Origin of the sequence: Kribbella sp. VKM Ac-2571, assembly GCF_004362255.1 — a bacterium.
Taxonomy (GTDB): Bacteria; Actinomycetota; Actinomycetes; order Propionibacteriales; family Kribbellaceae; genus Kribbella; species Kribbella pratensis.
Map to the genome: position 1 here is coordinate 481,929 of NZ_SNWS01000003.1, position 16,216 is coordinate 498,144.

A 16,216-nucleotide genomic window follows, 5' to 3' on the forward strand; every position below is an offset into this window, starting at 1 on the left:
CACCGCTGAGAGTGGTCTGCATCACTAGTCTGGTGGCGATTTCAGCGACGTATCCGGAAGGATCTGGACCATGGCTGCCGACAAGTCTGTCCGCCGAGTTGCCCTGCTCACCGCCGGCGGGCTCGCGCCCTGCCTGTCGTCCGCCGTCGGCGGGCTGATCGAGCGCTACACCGAGGTGGCGCCCGACGTGGAGATCATCGCCTACCTGAATGGGTACCACGGCCTGCTCAGCGGCCGGTTCCTGACCGTGACGCCGGAGGTGCGGGAGAACGCGTCCGTGCTGCACAAGTTCGGCGGCAGCCCGATCGGCAACAGCCGGGTGAAGCTGACCAACACCGCGGATCTGGTCAAGCGCGGGCTGATCCAGGACGGGCAGAACGCCCTCCAGGTCGCGGCCGAGCGGCTCGTCGCGGACGGTGTCGACGTACTGCACACCATCGGCGGTGACGACACCAACACCACGGCCGCCGACCTCGCGGCGTACCTGCACGAGCACAACTACGACCTGACCGTGGTCGGCCTGCCGAAGACCATCGACAACGACGTGATCCCGATCCGGCAGAGTCTGGGTGCATGGACCGCGGCCGAGCAGGGCGCGCTGTTCGCCCGCAACATCATCGCCGAGCACACCTCGAACCCGCGGATGCTGATCGTCCACGAGGTGATGGGGCGGAACTGCGGCTGGTTGACCGCGGCGACGGCGCAGGCCTACCAGCAGTGGGTCGACGAGCAGGAGTGGAACCCGGGCATCGGCCTGGAGAAGGCCGGCTGGTCGGTGCACGCCGTGTACGTGCCGGAGGCAACGATCGACCTGGATGCCGAGGCGGAGCGGCTGCGGAAGGTCATGGACGAGGAGGACTGCGTCAACATCTTCCTGTCCGAGGGTGCCGGCGTACCGTCGATCGTGGCCGAGATGGAGGCCCGCGGCGAAGAGGTCGGCCGGGATCCGTTCGGGCACGTCAAGCTGGACACCATCAACCCGGGCGCCTGGTTCGCGAAGCAGTTCGCCGAGCGGATCGGTGCGGAGAAGACGATGGTGCAGAAGAGCGGGTACTTCAGCCGCTCGGCCGCGGCCAACGACCGCGACCTCGCGCTGATCAAGGAGTGCACCGACTACGCGGTCGATGCGGCGCTGCGCGGTGAGTCCGGCGTCGTCGGCCACGACGAGGAGCGCGGCGACGAACTGCGCGCGATCGAGTTCCCGCGGATCGCCGGCGGCAAGGAGTTCGACCCGACCGCCGACTGGTTCGTCACCCTGAAGTCGGAGATCGGTCAGAGCTGATCGCGGAGGCGGTCGACCCACTGGTCGGCCGCCTTCTCGATCTGGGCGAGGACGTCGTCGAAACCGTCGTCCTCGCCGTAGTACGGATCGGGTACGTCGTCGCGGGCGAACAACTGCGCCGCGGCGCCGTACCGGGTGAGCGTGTCGAGGTGGCTCGAGTCCATCGCGAGGATCAGGTCCGGGTCCCCGGCGCGCTCGAACTGGCGGGCCCGATGCGCGCTGCCGTCGTACCCGCGGCGCCGCAGGGCGGCCACCGCGCGCGGGTCCATCCGGTCGCCGACGTGCCAGCCGCCGGTGCCCGAGCTGGTCACCTCGACGTCGTCGAGGCCGGCCTCGGCGAGCTTGGCGCGCAGCACCACCTCGCCCATCGGCGACCGGCAGATGTTGCCCGTGCAGACGATCTCGACGCGCACTAGTGAACTTCGGCCTTCTCCGGCAGGACGGCGTTGAGGATCATGCCGACGACGCTGATGATCAGGGCGCCGAAGAGCGCGGACCAGAAGCCGTCGACGTGGAACTGGACGTCGAGCTTGCCGGTGATCCAGGACGTCAGCATCAGCATCGCCGCGTTGATCACGAAGGTCAGCAGACCCAGGGTGAGGATCAGCAGCGGGAAGGACAGCACCTTCACCACGGGCTTCACGATCGCGTTCACGACACCGAAGATCGCGGCCACGATCAGCAGCGTCAGCACGCGCTTGCCGGTGGTCGCGCCCTGCAGGGTGATTCCGGAGACGATCCAGCTCGCCGCCGCCAACGCGATCGCGTTGACCAGCAACCTGATGATCAAGTTCTTCATGCCGTCGATCCTCCCATCCGCCGGGTAACACCACTCCCGGTACACGCCCTGATCCGTCCCTGACTCTTGACACGGAAAATGACCAAGTGATCTGATCATTTTCATGTCCCGTCCATTGGTTGCTGTAGTCGCCTTGTCGCTCTCAGCAGTAGGTCTGACTGTCCCGGCCGCTGCAAGCCCGTCGTCGAGCTGTGGTGCTGTCCAGACGAACTGGACCGCGCAGGCGACGCCTCATGCCGCCCCCGAGGGGTTGCTCAACGCCTACAGCGACAGCGGGAAGGGGTGGACGGGTGCGGACAGCACCTACTCCGTCCCGCTTCCCGGTGGCCGTACGGCGTGGGTCTTCTCCGACACGTTCCTCGGCCCGGTGAACCCGGACGGCTCCCGTCCGACCACTGCGCCGTTCATCAACAACTCGTTCGTGATCCAGCAGGGCACGAAGCTGACGACGGTCACGGGCGGTACGGCGGCCAACCCGACGGCACTCGTGCCACCGCCGTCCAACGGCTGGTACTGGTTCGGGGCAGCGCAGACCAGCCACGCCGGCCGTGACCTCGACGTGGTCGCGCTGCGCTTCGAGAAGACCGGGACAGGTCAGTGGGACTGGCGTTGGGCCAGCAACTACCTGGCGCGGTTCGACAGCACCACGTTCAAGCTGAAGAGCCTCACTCCGATTCCGTCGGGTGCGAACGTGCAGTGGTCCGGCTGGCTGCTGCGCGACCACGGGTACACGTACGTCTACGGCGTCGAGGACCTGGGCGCAGCGAAGTACCAGCACGTCGCCCGGGTGCGTGGTGACGACCTGACCGCGAAGCCCTGGGAGTACTGGACCGGCTCGGGCTGGTCCAGTGACGAGACCGCTTCCGCCCGGGTGCTCCAGGGCGTCGCCAACGAGCACAGTGTGACCCGCTGGAGCGATGGCTACCTGCTGGTCACGCACGACACCAACGAGCTGTTCAGCAAGCGTGTCCTCGGGTACTTCTCCTGCTCGCCGACCGGTCCGTGGGTTAAGCCGGTCGAGCTGTACCAGACCCCCGAGACGGGCGGGAACATCATCACGTACAACTCCCACGAGCACCCGGACCTGCGACGCGGTACCTCGCTCCTGGTGAGCTACAACGTCAACAGCCTGGTCAGCGACGAACTGTACGGCGACGTGAGCATCTACCGACCGCGGTTCGTCTCGGTCACGCTGGCGGCTTCCAAGTGAGTGCCACGGGAGGCGTCGTACGGCGGAGTCTGCTGGACGACCTTGCGACGTCCATGCTCGCCCTGATCGCGGAGCGCAAGCTGGCACCGGGTGATCAGTTCGAGGCCGTGCGGTCGCTGGCGGAGCGGTTCAAGGTCGCCGTACCGACTGTGCGGGAGGCGCTGCGCCGACTGGAGGCAACCGGAGCTGTCGAGCTCCGGCACGGCTCTGGTGTGTACGTCGGTCCGAACGTCGGCAGGCTGGTCCTGGCCAACCCTCTGGCGCTTGCACCGAGTCCGGACCGATTGGTGGAACTCCTGCAGGCACGTGCCCTCATCGAGCCGCCCGTTGCCGCACTGGCGGCGCAGACGCGCGCGGAGGCCGCGCTGGAGCAGATGGGCAAGGACCTGGACACTGCGACCGAGCTGATCGCTTCCGGCGACCATGCGCAACTGGCCGAGGTGAACATGGACTTCCACCGCTCACTGGCACAGGCCTCCGGGAACGCGACGCTGGCCGAGGTGGTCGAGTCGGTCACGGTCGTGAACGCCCGCGAGCAGCTGGAGATCCTGCACATCCACGGCGACCGGCAGGCCGACCTGGACGAGCACCGCGCAATCTACGACGCCGTACGGTCCGGCGACGCCGACCTGGCCGAACTGCTCACCCGAGAGCACCTGGACGGCGTCCTGGCCGTCATCAACGAACGACTTCAGCATCCCTGAGCTGGAAGGACGCATCACATGCAACGCAACACCAACCGCAAGGCGCTGGCTGCCCTGGTGATCGCCGGCGCGCTCGCACTCTCCGCCTGTGGAGGAGGCGGTGGCGGGACCGCAGGGCCGGCCAAGGGTGAGGACAAGCCGGTCGACTCGCTGAAGTTCTACAACGACAAGGGCGGCTGGAAGGACGCGTTCACCCAGGTCGGGGCGGCCAGCAAGAAGGACGTCGGCGTCGGCATGGAGCCGGTCGGGTACTCCGACTCGAACACGTACACCGCGTTCATCCGGTCCTCGTTCCGGACCAAGGAGAAGGCCGACCTGTTCACCTGGCACACCGGCAAGGAACTTCAGGACCTGGTGGACCAGAAGCTCGTTGCCGAGACCACCGACCAGTGGACGAAGGCAGTTGCTGACGGCAACATCCCCGAGCAGCTCAAGCAGTACTTCACCTACGGCGACAAGCAGTACTGCGTCCCGCTGAACGCCGGCTACTGGGTGATGTACTACAACAAGGCCGTCTTCAAGAAGGCCGGCATCACCCAGACCCCGACGACCTGGGCCGAGCTGACCCAGGTGGCGGACAAGGTGAAGGCCGCCGGCGTGAAGCCGTTCTACCAGACCAACATCCTGTTCTCGTTCGTCTGGTTCGAGACGCTGCTGGCCGGCAAGGACCCGGACCTGTACGACGCGCTCGCCGCCGGTAAGGCGAAGTACACCGACCCGGGTGTGGTCGAGGTGATGAACGAGTGGAAGAAGATGATCGACGCCGGGTACTTCAGCGACCCGGGCGCGAAGACCGAGCCGCAGGCGCAGCTGAAGAACGGCGACGTCGCGATGATCAACTTCGGCACCTGGTTCAGCGGCAACCTGAACACACTGAAGATGAAGGCCGGCACCGACTACGACTTCTTCGTCATCCCGAACGTCAACCCGGACCTGCCGAAGACCTCGATGATCTTCGAGACCGGACCGGTCTGCTCGGCCGCGGCAAGCGAGCACGCGTCGACGGTGAAGAAGTGGACCGACTGGTGGGTCACGCCGCAGGCGCAGACTGCCTGGGCGAACTCGCGCGGCGACCTGTCGTTCAACCCGAAGGCCGAGGTCAAGGACCCGGCGCTGTCGAAGCTGAACAAGGACGTCGGCGGCGACGGGTACCGGCTGATCAACCGGTGGTTCGAGGCGACGCCCGTACCGGTTGCGAACAAGGCACTCGAGGTGTTCGGCGCGTTCGTGACCAAGCCGGGTGACCCGATGCCGGGCCTGCAGAAGATCCAGGCCGAGGCGGACGCGTACTGGGCCAAGCAGAAGTGAGCAATCAGGCCCTTGACCGGACGGGGGCGCGTAAGGCGCCCCTGTTCGGCCTACCAGCCGTAGCGGTCGTCGCACTGCTGCTGTACGTGCCGTTCCTGTGGACGACGTACGTCAGCTTCACCGACTACGACGGGCTGGCGTCACCGGTGTGGTCCGGGCTGGCCAACTACAAGGCGATGTTCAGCGACCCCGATCTGATCGGGGCGTTGGTCAACACGCTGCTGTGGGTGGTCGGCATGGTGACGCTGCCCGTGGCGCTCGGCCTACTGATCGCCGTACTGACCTACGGGCACAAGTGGGGCACGTGGTTGCGGCTGCCGTTCCTGCTGCCGTACGCGATCTCAGGTGTGGCCGTTGGGGTCATCTGGGGCTTCGTACTGCAGCCCGACGGCGCATTGGGGCAGGCACTCGGGTTCTTCGGGCTCCCGGGTGCCCACACCGGCTGGCTGCAGGCAGGTCCCGGCAACACGCTGATGATGATCGTCGCGGTTACCTGGCAGGCAGCGGGCGTGAACGCGCTCCTGTTCGTGGTCGGACTGCAGTCGATCCCGGCCGAGCCGTTGGAGGCTGCGAGGTTGGACGGCGCGGAGGGGTTCAGCCTGTTCCGCCACCACCTGTGGCCGCAGCTCCGCCCGATCACCACCGTGGTCATCGGGCTATCGATCGTCGGCAGCCTGAAGACGTTCGACGTGGTGTGGGTGATGACGCAAGGCGGCCCGGGTACGTCGTCCGAGACGCTGGCACTGTCCATGTACAAGGAGACGTTCGTGCTGAACGACTACGGACAGGGTGCGGCGATCGCGCTGTTCCTGAGCCTGGTCACCTTCGCCGCCTCGATCCTCTACCTCCGCTACCAGTTGGGGGACGCGCGTGAGCAGGGTTAAGACCGCAATCCTCGTCGTACTCGGGCTGGTCTGGCTCGCGCCGATCTATCTGCTGGTCGTGAACGCGTCCAAGTCCGTCGACGGGTACGACGCGAAGACCGTGTGGAAGCCGGCCGGGTTCTCGTTGTTCGCGAACTTCGGTGACGCGTGGAGCAAGGCAGCACTCGGGGACACGTTGGTCGCGACCACGATGTACAGCGTGATCGCGCCGGTGGTCGCTGTGCTGATCGGCTCGGCCGCCGGGTACGCGATCGTCGTACTGCGGTTGAAGCGCGGCTTCTTGTGGTTCGTGTTCATCTTCGGCGGGACGATCTTTCCGCTGCAGATGATCCTGATGCCGTTGTTCTCCGGGTACGCGAACTCCGGGCTGTACGACACCCGGGTCGGGATGATCATCGTCTACACCGCGATCAGCGTGCCGTTCTCGGCGTTCGTGATGCGGAACTTCTTCACCGGGATCGCGCGCAGCGTGTTCGAGGCCGCGGTGGTCGACGGCGGCGGGCTGTTCCGGATCTTCCGCAGCATCTACCTGCCGATGGCCGGGTCGGCGCTGGCCGCGATCTTCATCCTGCAGGCGACGTTCGTCTGGAACGACCTGCTGCTCGGCCTGACCCTGAGCCAGTCGGACTCGGTCCGGCCGATCATGCCGGCCCTCACCGGCCTGCAGAGCACGTACGGCGGGGCCTCGCTCCCGACCGTCCTGGCAGGTGGCCTGCTCGTCTCGCTGCCCACGGTCATCCTCTTCCTCGCCGCCCAACGCTTCTTCTCCCGGGGCCTCGCCCTGGGCCAGTTCTGAGAGGACACATATGAGTAGCCGCACAGTCGTCGTGACCGGCGGTGCCGCCGGGATCGGTCGCGGTGCAGTAGAACGCTTCTTGGCAGCCGGCGACCGCCTGGTCGTCCTCGACCGCGACATCTCTTCCCTTGCAGCCCTGGGCGATCAGGTGACAGGCGTCCAAGTGGATGTTTCGGACCGGGCCGCGGTCGCAGCCGTCGCAGAAGATGTCGGCGCGGTGGACGCACTGGTGTGTGCTGCGGGCATCCAACGCTACGGAACTGTTGTCGATACTCCCTCGACTGTGTACGACGAGGTGATGGCGGTGAACGTCGGCGGTGTGTTCTTCGCGTGCCAGGCGTTCGTCCCTCGGATGTCGCGCGGCGGCAGTGTCGTCGTGGTGTCGTCCGTGCAGGCGTATGCGGCCCAGACGGGCGTCGCGGCGTACTCGATGGGCAAAGGCGCCTTGCTCAGCCTCGTCCGGGCGATGGCGGTGGATCACGCTCCGGACGGGATCCGCGTCAACGCGGTCTGTCCGGGGTCGGTGGACACGCCGATGTTGCGTACGTCGGCCGCGCAGTTCGCCGGCGACCGGACGACCGACGAGGTGGTCGCCGAATGGGGCCGCTCGCACCCCCTCGGGCGGGTCGCGACACCGGAAGAGGTTGCCGAGGTCATCTACTTCCTGTCCTCCCCGGCCGCGTCGTTCGTGACCGGAGCGGACGTGAAGGTCGACGGCGGGCTGACCGCCGGGCTGGCCGTCGTACTGCCGGAGGACGCGAAGTGAAAATCGTCGACGTACGCGCGACCACGGTGACGATGCCGTTGGAGGCGCCGCTGCGGCACAGCAACGGAGCGCACTGGGGACGTTTCGTGCGGACTGTCGTGGAGGTCGAGGCCGACAACGGGCTGATCGGACTCGGCGAGATGGGCGGCGGCGGGCAGAGCGCCGAGGCCGCAGTCACCGGGCTCAAACCGTATCTCCTCGGTCACGACCCGGCGCGCACCGAGGCGTTGCGCTGGATGCTCGCCAACCCGACAGCAAGCTTGTACAACAACCGCACCCAATTGCTGGCGGCCATCGAGTTCGCCTGCCTGGACCTGCAGGGCCGGGAGCTCGGCGTACCAGTGCACGCGTTGCTGGGCGGGAAGGTGCGCTCGCACGTCCCCTTCGCCAGCTACCTGTTCTTCCGGCATCCCGCCGAGGACGGCACGGGCGAGATCCGTACGGCGGAACAGCTGATCGCGCACGCCCGCGAACTGGTCGACCAGCACGGGTTCAGCGTGCACAAGCTGAAGGGCGGCGTGTTCCCGCCGGACTACGAGCGCGAGTGCTTCCGTGCGCTGGCCGAGGCGTTCCCGGGGCATCGTGTGCGGTTCGACCCGAACGGCGCGTTCAGTGTCGAGGAGGCGATCCGGTTCGCCCGCGGGATCGAGGACCTCGACAACGACTACCTCGAGGACCCGACCTGGGGTCTGAACGGGATGCGCCGGGTCCGCGAGAACACCCCGATCCCGCTCGCCACCAACACCGTCGTGGTGAACTTCGAGCAGCTCGCCGCCAACGTCCGCGACCCCGCGGTCGACGTGATCCTGCTGGACACCACGTTCTGGGGCGGCATCCGGCCGTGCATCAAGGCGGCCGGGGTCTGCGAGACGTTCCAGCTCGGGGTCGCGGTGCACTCGTCGGGCGAGCTCGGCATCCAGCTCGCGACGATGCTGCACCTCGGCGCCGTCGTACCGAACCTGTCGTTCGCCGCGGACGCGCACTACCACCATCTGCGTGACGACATCATTGCCGGCGGCAAGCTTCCGTACGCCGACGGCGCGATCGCGGTCCCCGACGCACCCGGCCTGGGCGTCGAGCTGGACCGCGACAAGCTGGCCGAGTACGCCGAACTGTTCCGCGAACTCGGCTCGTACCCCTACGACCGCGATCCGGCCCGCCCGGACTGGTACCCCCTGCTCCCGAACACCGATTGGGCCGACCCGTCATGACGATTCCGCGTTCTGCCGATCTGGCGAGCGACGTTCTTGTCCACACCTACGACGACATGTTCAACCCGCCCGGGCTGACGAACTTCCTGGGTACGGCGCAGGTCGACCACGACGTCGTGGCGATCAGGAGCGTCAACTTCCCGCCGTACTCGCACGGCGACACCGTCACCGGACAGCTGTACGTCGACGGACGCCTGGCGCGCTCGTACGGCGGGACCGTGGAGGTGGTGTGGCGTCCGGACTGCGTCGTCCGCTCCACGACCGTCGACGGACTGGAACTGCGGACGACCACCGCCTGCGCTCCGGGCAGGCCGGCTGTCGTCGTACAACTGGACGTTTCAGGACAAGCCGGACGGTCCGTCCGACTGGGACTTGCGCTGGCAAGTACCGCGACCCGCTCGCCGACGGGCTGGTTGCGCCCGGAGCCGCCGTCCGAGCCCAACACGCTGCAGGTTGTGGACAATCGGGTTGTCGGCACCGGCGGGTCCGGATCGGCCGTGAGCGTGCAGGGTCTCGATGTGCCCAGCACTGTGGACAGGGCGATGCTCGAGGCAACCGTCGTACTGGACGAGTCGGGGCGCGGGCGGTTGTCCTACGTGCATGTGCTGGCTGGGACGCTGGAGGAGGCGACGGAGCACTTCGATGTCTGCGTGGCCGACGTACCCTCGGTGATCGCGGTCGCGGAGAGCATGTGGGACGTGGCGCTCGCCGACGCGTTCGACCCTGACAGCGACGGGTTCAGCGGATCGCTGCCCGTGCTGGAGACCTCCAACGAGGCCTTGCAGAAGCTGTACTGGTGGGGCGTGCTCGGGGTCATCTGGTTCCGGCGGGACAACCCGGCCAGTGTGATCGGGCGGACCTACGACACATTGATGCCGCGGTACTGGCAGACCACGACGTTCATCTGGGACTACAGCCTGTCCTCGCTGACGCATGCGCTGCTGGACCCGGAGCCGATGCGGAAGCACATCGAGCACTGGATCGACCTCGACACGCACAAGCACTTCGGCACCGAGTGGCTGACCGGCGGACCGGTCGGCTACTGGTACTCCGTGAACGACTTCGCCATGACCCGGCTGGTGCGCGACTACGTGCGCTTCACCGGGGACACGGCGTTCCTGGACGTTTCCGTTGGCCCGAAGCCAGTCGGAGAACATGTGCACGACTGGGCGACCGCCTGGCGCGGACTGCGCGGTGAGCACGCGCTGGCCGACTACGGCGGCATCGACAACCTCCTGGAGTGCGTGAGCAGCTACGTGCACGAGGTGGCCAGCTTCAACGCCGCGAACGTCTGGTGCATGCGAGTAGCGGCTGAGATCGCAGATCGCGCCGGCGACGCGGACCGCGCCGCTCTGCTCCGAAAGGAGGCGTCTGCGCAGGCAGGCCACGTCAACGAGCTGTACGTCGAGGGCGAGGGCTTCTGGCACGCGCGGCAGCCGGACGGCACGCTTGTCCCGGTCCGGCACTGCTACGACTTCAACATCGTCGGTACGACGATCCCGGACGACCTGTCCGAGTCGCAGTGCGCCGAGATGGTGTCGTTCTTCCAGCGGGAGCTCCAGACGCCCACGTGGATGCGCGCGCTGTCGCCGTACGACGCGGACGCCGCGTTCAGCGTGCGGCCGGACCACCAGTGGAACGGCGCGTACCCGGCGTGGCCGGCCGACGCCGGTCGCGCACTGTTCGCGCTCGGGCGCGGCGACGTACTGCTGGACTGGCTTCCGGGGCTGGCCAAGTCCGCGAACCAGGGCCCGTGCGGGCAGGCGCACTTCGTCGAGGAGGCGCAGCCGCCGATGGCCGGTGGGGCGCGGAAGTCGCCGCCGCAGTTCCCGTACCTGATCGACTGGTCCTGCTCGTCGTCCGGCGCCTGGGTCAGCCTGGTCCTGGAGGGCGTCTTCGGCATCGAGGTCGCACTGGACGGCACCGTGACCGCGAACCCGCAGGTCGCGGCGCTCGACCCCGAGGCCCGCCTGACCGGCCTGCGCGTCGGTTCGACGACGTACGACGTGACGGCCGACGGACTGGTCTGAGCGTCAGGACGGGGGCATGGCGATGGCCTCGAGGAGGGACTCCTCGGCGCCGGCGAGGTGACGGCGGAGCTCCTCGACGCACTCGTCGAGCTCGCCCCGCTCGAGCAACCGGACGAGCTTGCGGTGGGACGCGACCTGCTGGCGCGCGTCCTGCCGCAGCGCGTCCACCCGGGCCAGCGCGAGCCGCGCCTCGCCGGTGATCGAGTCGGCGGTCGCGATCAACCGTTCACTGCCGGTGAGCGCCACCAGGCTGCGGTGGATGGCCAGGTGGGTCTCGGTCAGGGCCTCCGGGTCGGCGCCGTCCTTGGCGGTCGCGGCGAACACCCGCATCGCTTCCCGGACCCGCTCCCGGGCCGCCTCGTCGGCGTCGTACCAGGCCCGGATCCCGGCTGACTCGAGCACGAACCGGGCGCGGCAGATGTCGGCCACCGCGTCGGGGTGCAGGATCGCCACGCTGACGCCCTTGTTCGGCTCGCGGACCGCGAGGCCCTCGGTGACCAGCATCGTCATCGCCTCGCGGATGGTGCTGCGGGCAACCCCGAGCGCCTCGGCGAGCGGTTGCTCACGCAGCGGCGTACCCGGCTCCAGATCACCGGCGAACAGGGCGGCGCGCAGTGCGTCGACCACCCGGTCCACCGTGGTCGAGCGGTCCACCCGCAGCCGTTCGTACATGGTGTGATTCTCGTCCAGACCCGGTCCGTTGTCGCGCCCGACCCGTCCCGGACGGGCGGCCTGTGGATAACTTCCGGCAGATGACCCGGTTTTCGGGCAGCATTTCCCTGGTGACCGCCCCTCCCCGCGGACCGGCGCGGGGAGTCACACGGAGGAGCGAGGAGCAGAGCGTGGGAAAGATCAGTCCGCTTCAGCTCCTCGGTGCGGTCGGGCTGGTGCTGTTGCTGCCGTTGATCATCGTCCTGCTGATGCTGCTCGGCGTCCTGAGCGGGCTGGACACGGCCGAAGCGCAGTGCGCGGAGCACAGCCAGGACCAGAGCCTGATGGGCTGGCCGACGGATCGGCACCAGATCGACGGGGACTGGACCATCTTTCACCAGGGCTACGACTTCCAGGTGAAAGAGGACGACAAGGTCTACGCCTCCCAGGACGGCAAGGTCGTTCAGGCCTCGGGGAACGAGGTCCGGATCCGCCTGGAGAGCGTCGAGACGCGGTACAAGTTCCTGAAGACCATCACCGTCAGCAACGGCGCCGACGTCAAGCGGGGCGACCCGATCGGCACCGCCGGTACCGGCAGCGAGGGCACCGACGCCGAGGGTGCCCCGATCGGGGTCGTCGGCCCGCATGTGCACTGGGAGATGTGGGCCGACCAGAAGAACAACAACAAGTGGTCCATCGTCCCGAAGCCGGAGGAGAACCCGTTCGAGCTCGACACCTCGAAGGGCGGGGGCGGCTGCAGCTGCGTCGACGGCAACCTCTCCGGGGCCAACAACCAGCAGAAGGCCTTCAACTTCTTCGTCCAGAACGGCTACTCCAAGGAGCAGGCCGCGGGCATCGTCGGCAACATGATCGCCGAGTCCAGCGTGGAGCCGGCTCGCCTGCAGAACACGGCTCCGGGCGTCGTCACCCCGCCGGACAAAGTGGTGAACTCCCCGCTCGGCTGGGGCATCGTGCAGTGGACACCGGCCGGCAAGATGATCAACCCGTCCCGCGACGCCGGGGTCCAGGACGACCAGATCGCCTCCCTCGGCTACCAGCTGGAATTCCTGGTCAAGCAGCTCAACGGCGACGGACCCATCGGGGAAGGGGCGGCCGGGCGAGCGATCAAATCGGCGACGACGGTCGAGCAGGCTGCGTACGAGTTCGGCGACAAGTTCGAGCGATTCGGCGGGCACGAGAACCCGAACCACCCGACGTACGCCGAGCGCAAGGCGAACGCGCGGCACGTGTTCGACCAGTTCGCCGGTTCGGCGCCGGCGTCGAGCGGGGGCGCGCAGACCGCCGGTGCCGGCGGGTGCGGCGAAGGCAGCGGCAACATCGCCGAGGTCGCGAAGAACCTGGCCTGGCCCGAGGACGGTCACAACGGCGTCGACGCGAGCATCGCGAAGAAGGAGTACGTCGAGGCGATGGAGAAGTTCAACGACGGCTCCAGCGGCATCGACCCCTACAGTGACTGCGGCCGTTTCGTCGCGACGGTGATGCACATGAGCGGCGCCGACAAGAACTACCCGAACGTGGGCACGGACGTTCAGCGGACGTACCTGGAGAGTTCCGGGAAGTACGACTGGTGGCACGGGGAGCCTCCGGGCGGCATGAAGCCGGGTGACATCCTGAACGGGCCCGGCCACACCTACCTGTACGTCGGTCCGTGGGGCAAGGACGGGGGCGGGTACAACGCGGCGTCCGCCTCGCTGCACGGTCACGTGCCGGAGGCCGGCCACCTGTACGACGTCGGCGGCGGTTCCGGCAACTTCACGGTCTACCGGCTGAAGAACGCGCCGAAACCGGCGAGCTGAGCAAGGACAGGAGCAGCGGATGCTGGATGAAAACCGGCGGCCCTTCATGATCGGCGTCGTCGTGCTGGCGGTGGTCCTGATCGTGATCGGCGGCGTCGTGCTGTTCCACGGCGGCGGATCGGAGACGACGCTGACCGTGCAGTCGATACCGAACGACCTGACCCTGAAGCTGGACGGCCACGAGATCCCGGCGAACGGCGAGGTCAAGATCAAGGAAGGCAAGCACACCCTGGAGGGCTCGCGGCGTGGCTTCCAGAGCTACACCCAGACCTTCACCTCGGGCAGCGACCGGCTGAGCTACAAGATGTTCCTCTACGCCAACAGCGCCGAAGGCCGGGAGTGGGCCAAGAACAATCCTGAGCAGCAGCGTGAGGCCGAGGCCGAGGCCGGCCGGAGGTACGACGAGGTCCAGGCCCGCCTCAAGCAGAAGTACCCGATCCTCAGCCAGCTCCCGTACGTCGGCGACGGCTTCCAGGCGACGTACACCAAGTCCAAGAGCGACCCGACGAACCCGGAGGCGATCTCGATCGTCATCGAGGTCTTCGGTCCGCAGGGCAGGACGAAGGCCCTCCAGTGGATCAACGGCTACGGCTGGGACATCGACACCCTCGACGTCATCTGGACCACCGGCAAGTAGCGCAGGTCAGGCGGGGAGGACGACCTCCCCGCCCGGCGTGCCGATCCGGGACAGCGGGAAGTCCAGCGGGTTCGTCAGGCACCGGATCGAGCCGCCGCCCTTGTGGAACTCCGACAGGTCCAGGACGACGACGCGCAGCCCGAGGCCGGTGAAGACGTCGCGCAGCCGCGGCGAGCAGGCCGGCATGATGATCGTCTCGCCGACCACGATCGAGTTCGCGCTGAACGCGAACGCCTCCTCGTCGGTGAGCACGATCGGGTCGGGGACGACCCCGGACAGCTCCGCCTGGCTCGCCGCGTCGAACGCCGGCGGGTAGATCATCGCGTGCGTGCTGTCCACCGGACAGAACGGCAGGTCGAGGTGGTACATCCCCTCGTGGGCGATGCGCAGCCCGCGGACCCGGATGTTCCACTCGGTCGCGAGGTGCTTGAGCGCCGCCTCCTCGGTCCGCGGCCCGTACCCGACGACCAGGCTGTCGCCGAACACGAACGCGTCCCCGGACTCGAAGTGCGGCCCGACGCCCTCACTGCCGGTCCGGTCGAGCCGGAACCCGGCCTCGGTGAACCACTCGGCCGCGCTCAGCGACTCCTTGCGGCGCGGCTCGAACCGCATGTGCGAGAGCATCGCGCGACCGTCCGCGGCGGCCAGTCCGAGGTTCATCGCGTACACCATGTCCGGCGAGTCGGCCCGCTGCGCGAGGACCTCGACCTCGCCGCCGGCGTCCACGATCGCCTGCCGCAGCGACTCCCACTGCTTGAGGGTCAGGGCCGGATCCGGCTGGTCGTGCGTCGACATGTACGGGTTGATCACGTAGTCGATCCGGAAGTGGTCCGGCCGGACCATCAGATAGCGACGACCCCACTCCAGCGGCTGCCCCATGAGCCCCTCCTGACGACGTTTCGGATCTTGCCAGATCCCCTGATTGTCCGACAATCAGTCAGTTTGAGGCTCGAGGTTTCCGGAGTCAAACGGCGTGCTGTACGTCGCTTTCCGGAGGGTGGTTCCGGGGTGCGGGTAAGGGCTAACCTGCGGGCATGACCCCTGACAACGAGGTTCGCTTTCGCGCCTGCCTGGACGATGTCGCGGCTTACAAGCCGGGTCGTCCGCCGGAGCGCTCCGACGGTCGCCCGACGTACAAACTGTCCAGCAACGAGAACCCGTACCCGCCGCTTCCGGGGGTGCTGGCCGCCGCGACCGAGGCCGCCGCGCAGATGAACCGGTACCCGGACATGGGCGCCGTCGACCTGCTCGAGGCGCTGTCGGACCGGTTCGGCGTACCGGTGAGCGACCTCGCGGTCGGGACCGGGTCGGTCGCGCTGCTGTACCACTTGCTGCAGGCGACGGTCGCCGAGGGCGACGAGGTCGTCTACGCGTGGCGCTCGTTCGAGGCGTACCCGATCGCGGTCCAGCTGACCGGCGCGACGTCGGTCAAGGTGCCGCTGACCGCCGAGGCCCGCCACGACTTCAAGGCGATGGAGGCCGCGATCACCGACCGCACCAAGGTCGTGCTGGTCTGTACGCCGAACAACCCGACCGGCCCGGTGGTACGACGCGACGAGCTGCTCGCGTTCCTCGACGCCGTACCGTCGAACGTGCTGGTCGTGATCGACGAGGCGTACCGCGAGTTCGTCCGGGAGACCGACGTCGTGGACGGGGTCGAGCTGTACCGCGACCGGCCGAACGTACTGGTCCTGCGGACGTTCTCGAAGGCGTACGGGCTGGCCGGGTTCCGGGTCGGGTACGCGATCGGTCACCCGGCCGTCGTCGGGGCGATCCGGAAGTGCGCGCTCCCGTTCGGCGTCAGCTACGTGGCCCAGGCGGCGGCGATCGCGTCCCTCGGCGTCGAGGAGGAGCTGTTGGAGCGGGTCGACGCGCTGGTCGAGGAGCGTCAGCGGGTCGTCTCCGCGCTCCAGGCCGCCGGCTGGGAGGTCCCGGAGTCGCAGACGAACTTCGTCTGGCTCGAGCTCGGCGAGGACACCGTCCGGTTCGCCGAGGCTGTCCAGGCCGAGGGCGTCTCGGTCCGCCCGTTCCCCGGCGAGGGCGTCCGCGTCACGATCGGCGAACGCGAGGCCAACGACCTGTTCCTCACCGTCGCCCGCACGTGGCGCCAGTGACCGTTGG

At 67.9% G+C, this 16,216-nt stretch carries 16 protein-coding genes; 12 read left to right on the forward strand and 4 right to left on the reverse strand.

All coding sequences use genetic code 11. The features are described 5' to 3' along the window. Nucleotides 1-70: 70 nt before the first annotated feature. A complete protein-coding gene (locus EV651_RS09730; protein ID WP_133784232.1) occupies nucleotides 71-1,282 on the forward strand; it encodes a pyrophosphate--fructose-6-phosphate 1-phosphotransferase in 1,212 nt (403 codons plus the stop codon). On the opposite strand, the gene EV651_RS09735 is transcribed toward EV651_RS09730, so the two are convergent. Then, nucleotides 1,273-1,695, reverse strand: a complete 423-nt coding sequence (locus EV651_RS09735) for a low molecular weight protein-tyrosine-phosphatase (RefSeq protein WP_133784234.1) — start codon at nucleotides 1,693-1,695, stop codon at nucleotides 1,273-1,275. The genes EV651_RS09730 and EV651_RS09735 overlap by 10 nt on opposite strands. After that, a complete protein-coding gene (locus tag EV651_RS09740; protein WP_133784236.1) occupies nucleotides 1,695-2,081 on the reverse strand; it encodes a phage holin family protein in 387 nt (128 codons plus the stop codon). The genes EV651_RS09735 and EV651_RS09740 overlap by 1 nt, the downstream gene beginning before the upstream one ends. Before the next feature lie 103 nt (nucleotides 2,082-2,184). On the opposite strand from EV651_RS09740, the gene EV651_RS09745 reads away from it, so the two are divergent. From EV651_RS09745 to EV651_RS09780, 8 genes are read left to right on the forward strand one after another with little or no spacing between them, the layout of a single operon-like run. Beyond that, nucleotides 2,185-3,291 carry a DUF4185 domain-containing protein gene (locus EV651_RS09745; protein ID WP_133784238.1) on the forward strand — a complete coding sequence of 369 codons (1,107 nt, stop codon included), beginning with the start codon at nucleotides 2,185-2,187 and terminating at the stop codon, nucleotides 3,289-3,291. After that, a complete protein-coding gene (locus tag EV651_RS09750; RefSeq protein ID WP_202870244.1) occupies nucleotides 3,288-3,995 on the forward strand; it encodes a FadR/GntR family transcriptional regulator in 708 nt (235 codons plus the stop codon). The genes EV651_RS09745 and EV651_RS09750 overlap by 4 nt, the downstream gene beginning before the upstream one ends. Nucleotides 3,996-4,013: 18 nt before the next feature. Then, nucleotides 4,014-5,303 (forward strand): ABC transporter substrate-binding protein, encoded by a 1,290-nt coding sequence (locus EV651_RS09755; protein ID WP_133784240.1) that lies wholly within the window; start codon nucleotides 4,014-4,016, stop codon nucleotides 5,301-5,303. Next, nucleotides 5,300-6,187: a carbohydrate ABC transporter permease gene (locus EV651_RS09760; RefSeq protein ID WP_133784242.1), complete on the forward strand. Its 888-nt coding sequence runs from the start codon at nucleotides 5,300-5,302 to the stop codon at nucleotides 6,185-6,187. Before EV651_RS09755 ends, EV651_RS09760 begins: the two co-directional genes overlap by 4 nt. Continuing rightward, nucleotides 6,174-6,983 carry a carbohydrate ABC transporter permease gene (locus EV651_RS09765; RefSeq protein ID WP_133784244.1) on the forward strand — a complete coding sequence of 270 codons (810 nt, stop codon included), beginning with the start codon at nucleotides 6,174-6,176 and terminating at the stop codon, nucleotides 6,981-6,983. The genes EV651_RS09760 and EV651_RS09765 overlap by 14 nt, the downstream gene beginning before the upstream one ends. Before the next feature lie 10 nt (nucleotides 6,984-6,993). Continuing rightward, nucleotides 6,994-7,749, forward strand: coding sequence for an SDR family NAD(P)-dependent oxidoreductase (locus tag EV651_RS09770; protein ID WP_133784246.1), 756 nt, complete (start codon nucleotides 6,994-6,996; stop codon nucleotides 7,747-7,749). Further along, nucleotides 7,746-8,960 carry an enolase C-terminal domain-like protein gene (locus EV651_RS09775; RefSeq protein ID WP_133784248.1) on the forward strand — a complete coding sequence of 405 codons (1,215 nt, stop codon included), beginning with the start codon at nucleotides 7,746-7,748 and terminating at the stop codon, nucleotides 8,958-8,960. The genes EV651_RS09770 and EV651_RS09775 overlap by 4 nt, the downstream gene beginning before the upstream one ends. Beyond that, the gene (locus tag EV651_RS09780) at nucleotides 8,957-10,990 is read left to right on the forward strand and encodes a hypothetical protein (RefSeq protein WP_133784250.1); all 2,034 of its coding nucleotides are present in this window, start codon (nucleotides 8,957-8,959) and stop codon (nucleotides 10,988-10,990) included. The genes EV651_RS09775 and EV651_RS09780 overlap by 4 nt, the downstream gene beginning before the upstream one ends. Before the next feature lie 3 nt (nucleotides 10,991-10,993). Here the strand turns inward: EV651_RS09780 and EV651_RS09785 are convergent, their stop codons facing one another. After that, nucleotides 10,994-11,662, reverse strand: coding sequence for a GntR family transcriptional regulator (locus EV651_RS09785; protein ID WP_133784252.1), 669 nt, complete (start codon nucleotides 11,660-11,662; stop codon nucleotides 10,994-10,996). Between the two features lie 170 nt (nucleotides 11,663-11,832). Here EV651_RS09785 and EV651_RS09790 point away from each other — a divergent pair, with 170 nt between their 5' ends. Together EV651_RS09790 and EV651_RS09795 are read left to right on the forward strand one after the other, a co-directional pair. Next, on the forward strand, nucleotides 11,833-13,458 hold the full coding sequence (locus EV651_RS09790; protein WP_238156775.1) for a phage tail tip lysozyme: 1,626 nt from the start codon (nucleotides 11,833-11,835) through the stop codon (nucleotides 13,456-13,458). A 19-nt stretch (nucleotides 13,459-13,477) separates the two neighbouring features. Further along, nucleotides 13,478-14,095, forward strand: coding sequence for an S-layer protein (locus EV651_RS09795; protein ID WP_133784256.1), 618 nt, complete (start codon nucleotides 13,478-13,480; stop codon nucleotides 14,093-14,095). A 6-nt stretch (nucleotides 14,096-14,101) separates the two neighbouring features. Here EV651_RS09795 and EV651_RS09800 read toward each other — a convergent pair whose 3' ends face one another. Further along, nucleotides 14,102-14,974, reverse strand: a complete 873-nt coding sequence (locus EV651_RS09800; protein ID WP_133784258.1) for a dimethylarginine dimethylaminohydrolase family protein — start codon at nucleotides 14,972-14,974, stop codon at nucleotides 14,102-14,104. Nucleotides 14,975-15,129: 155 nt separating this feature from the next. Between EV651_RS09800 and hisC the strand changes: the two genes are divergently transcribed. Continuing rightward, nucleotides 15,130-16,209: a histidinol-phosphate transaminase gene (gene hisC, locus EV651_RS09805; protein ID WP_133784260.1), complete on the forward strand. Its 1,080-nt coding sequence runs from the start codon at nucleotides 15,130-15,132 to the stop codon at nucleotides 16,207-16,209. Nucleotides 16,210-16,216 lie beyond the last annotated feature (7 nt).

What these genes read in the sequence shown, in the direction of transcription:
- EV651_RS09730 (WP_133784232.1), top strand. Translation starts at nt 71, where the DNA reads ATGGCTGCCGACAAGTCTGTCCGCCGAGTTGCCCTGCTCACCGCCGGC.
- EV651_RS09740 (WP_133784236.1), bottom strand. Translation starts at nt 2,081, where the DNA reads ATGAAGAACTTGATCATCAGGTTGCTGGTCAACGCGATCGCGTTGGCG.
- EV651_RS09745 (WP_133784238.1), top strand. Translation starts at nt 2,185, where the DNA reads ATGTCCCGTCCATTGGTTGCTGTAGTCGCCTTGTCGCTCTCAGCAGTA.
- EV651_RS09755 (WP_133784240.1), top strand. Translation starts at nt 4,014, where the DNA reads ATGCAACGCAACACCAACCGCAAGGCGCTGGCTGCCCTGGTGATCGCC.
- EV651_RS09770 (WP_133784246.1), top strand. Translation starts at nt 6,994, where the DNA reads ATGAGTAGCCGCACAGTCGTCGTGACCGGCGGTGCCGCCGGGATCGGT.
- EV651_RS09780 (WP_133784250.1), top strand. Translation starts at nt 8,957, where the DNA reads ATGACGATTCCGCGTTCTGCCGATCTGGCGAGCGACGTTCTTGTCCAC.
- EV651_RS09785 (WP_133784252.1), bottom strand. Translation starts at nt 11,662, where the DNA reads ATGTACGAACGGCTGCGGGTGGACCGCTCGACCACGGTGGACCGGGTG.
- EV651_RS09795 (WP_133784256.1), top strand. Translation starts at nt 13,478, where the DNA reads ATGCTGGATGAAAACCGGCGGCCCTTCATGATCGGCGTCGTCGTGCTG.
- EV651_RS09800 (WP_133784258.1), bottom strand. Translation starts at nt 14,974, where the DNA reads ATGGGGCAGCCGCTGGAGTGGGGTCGTCGCTATCTGATGGTCCGGCCG.
- hisC (WP_133784260.1), top strand. Translation starts at nt 15,130, where the DNA reads ATGACCCCTGACAACGAGGTTCGCTTTCGCGCCTGCCTGGACGATGTC.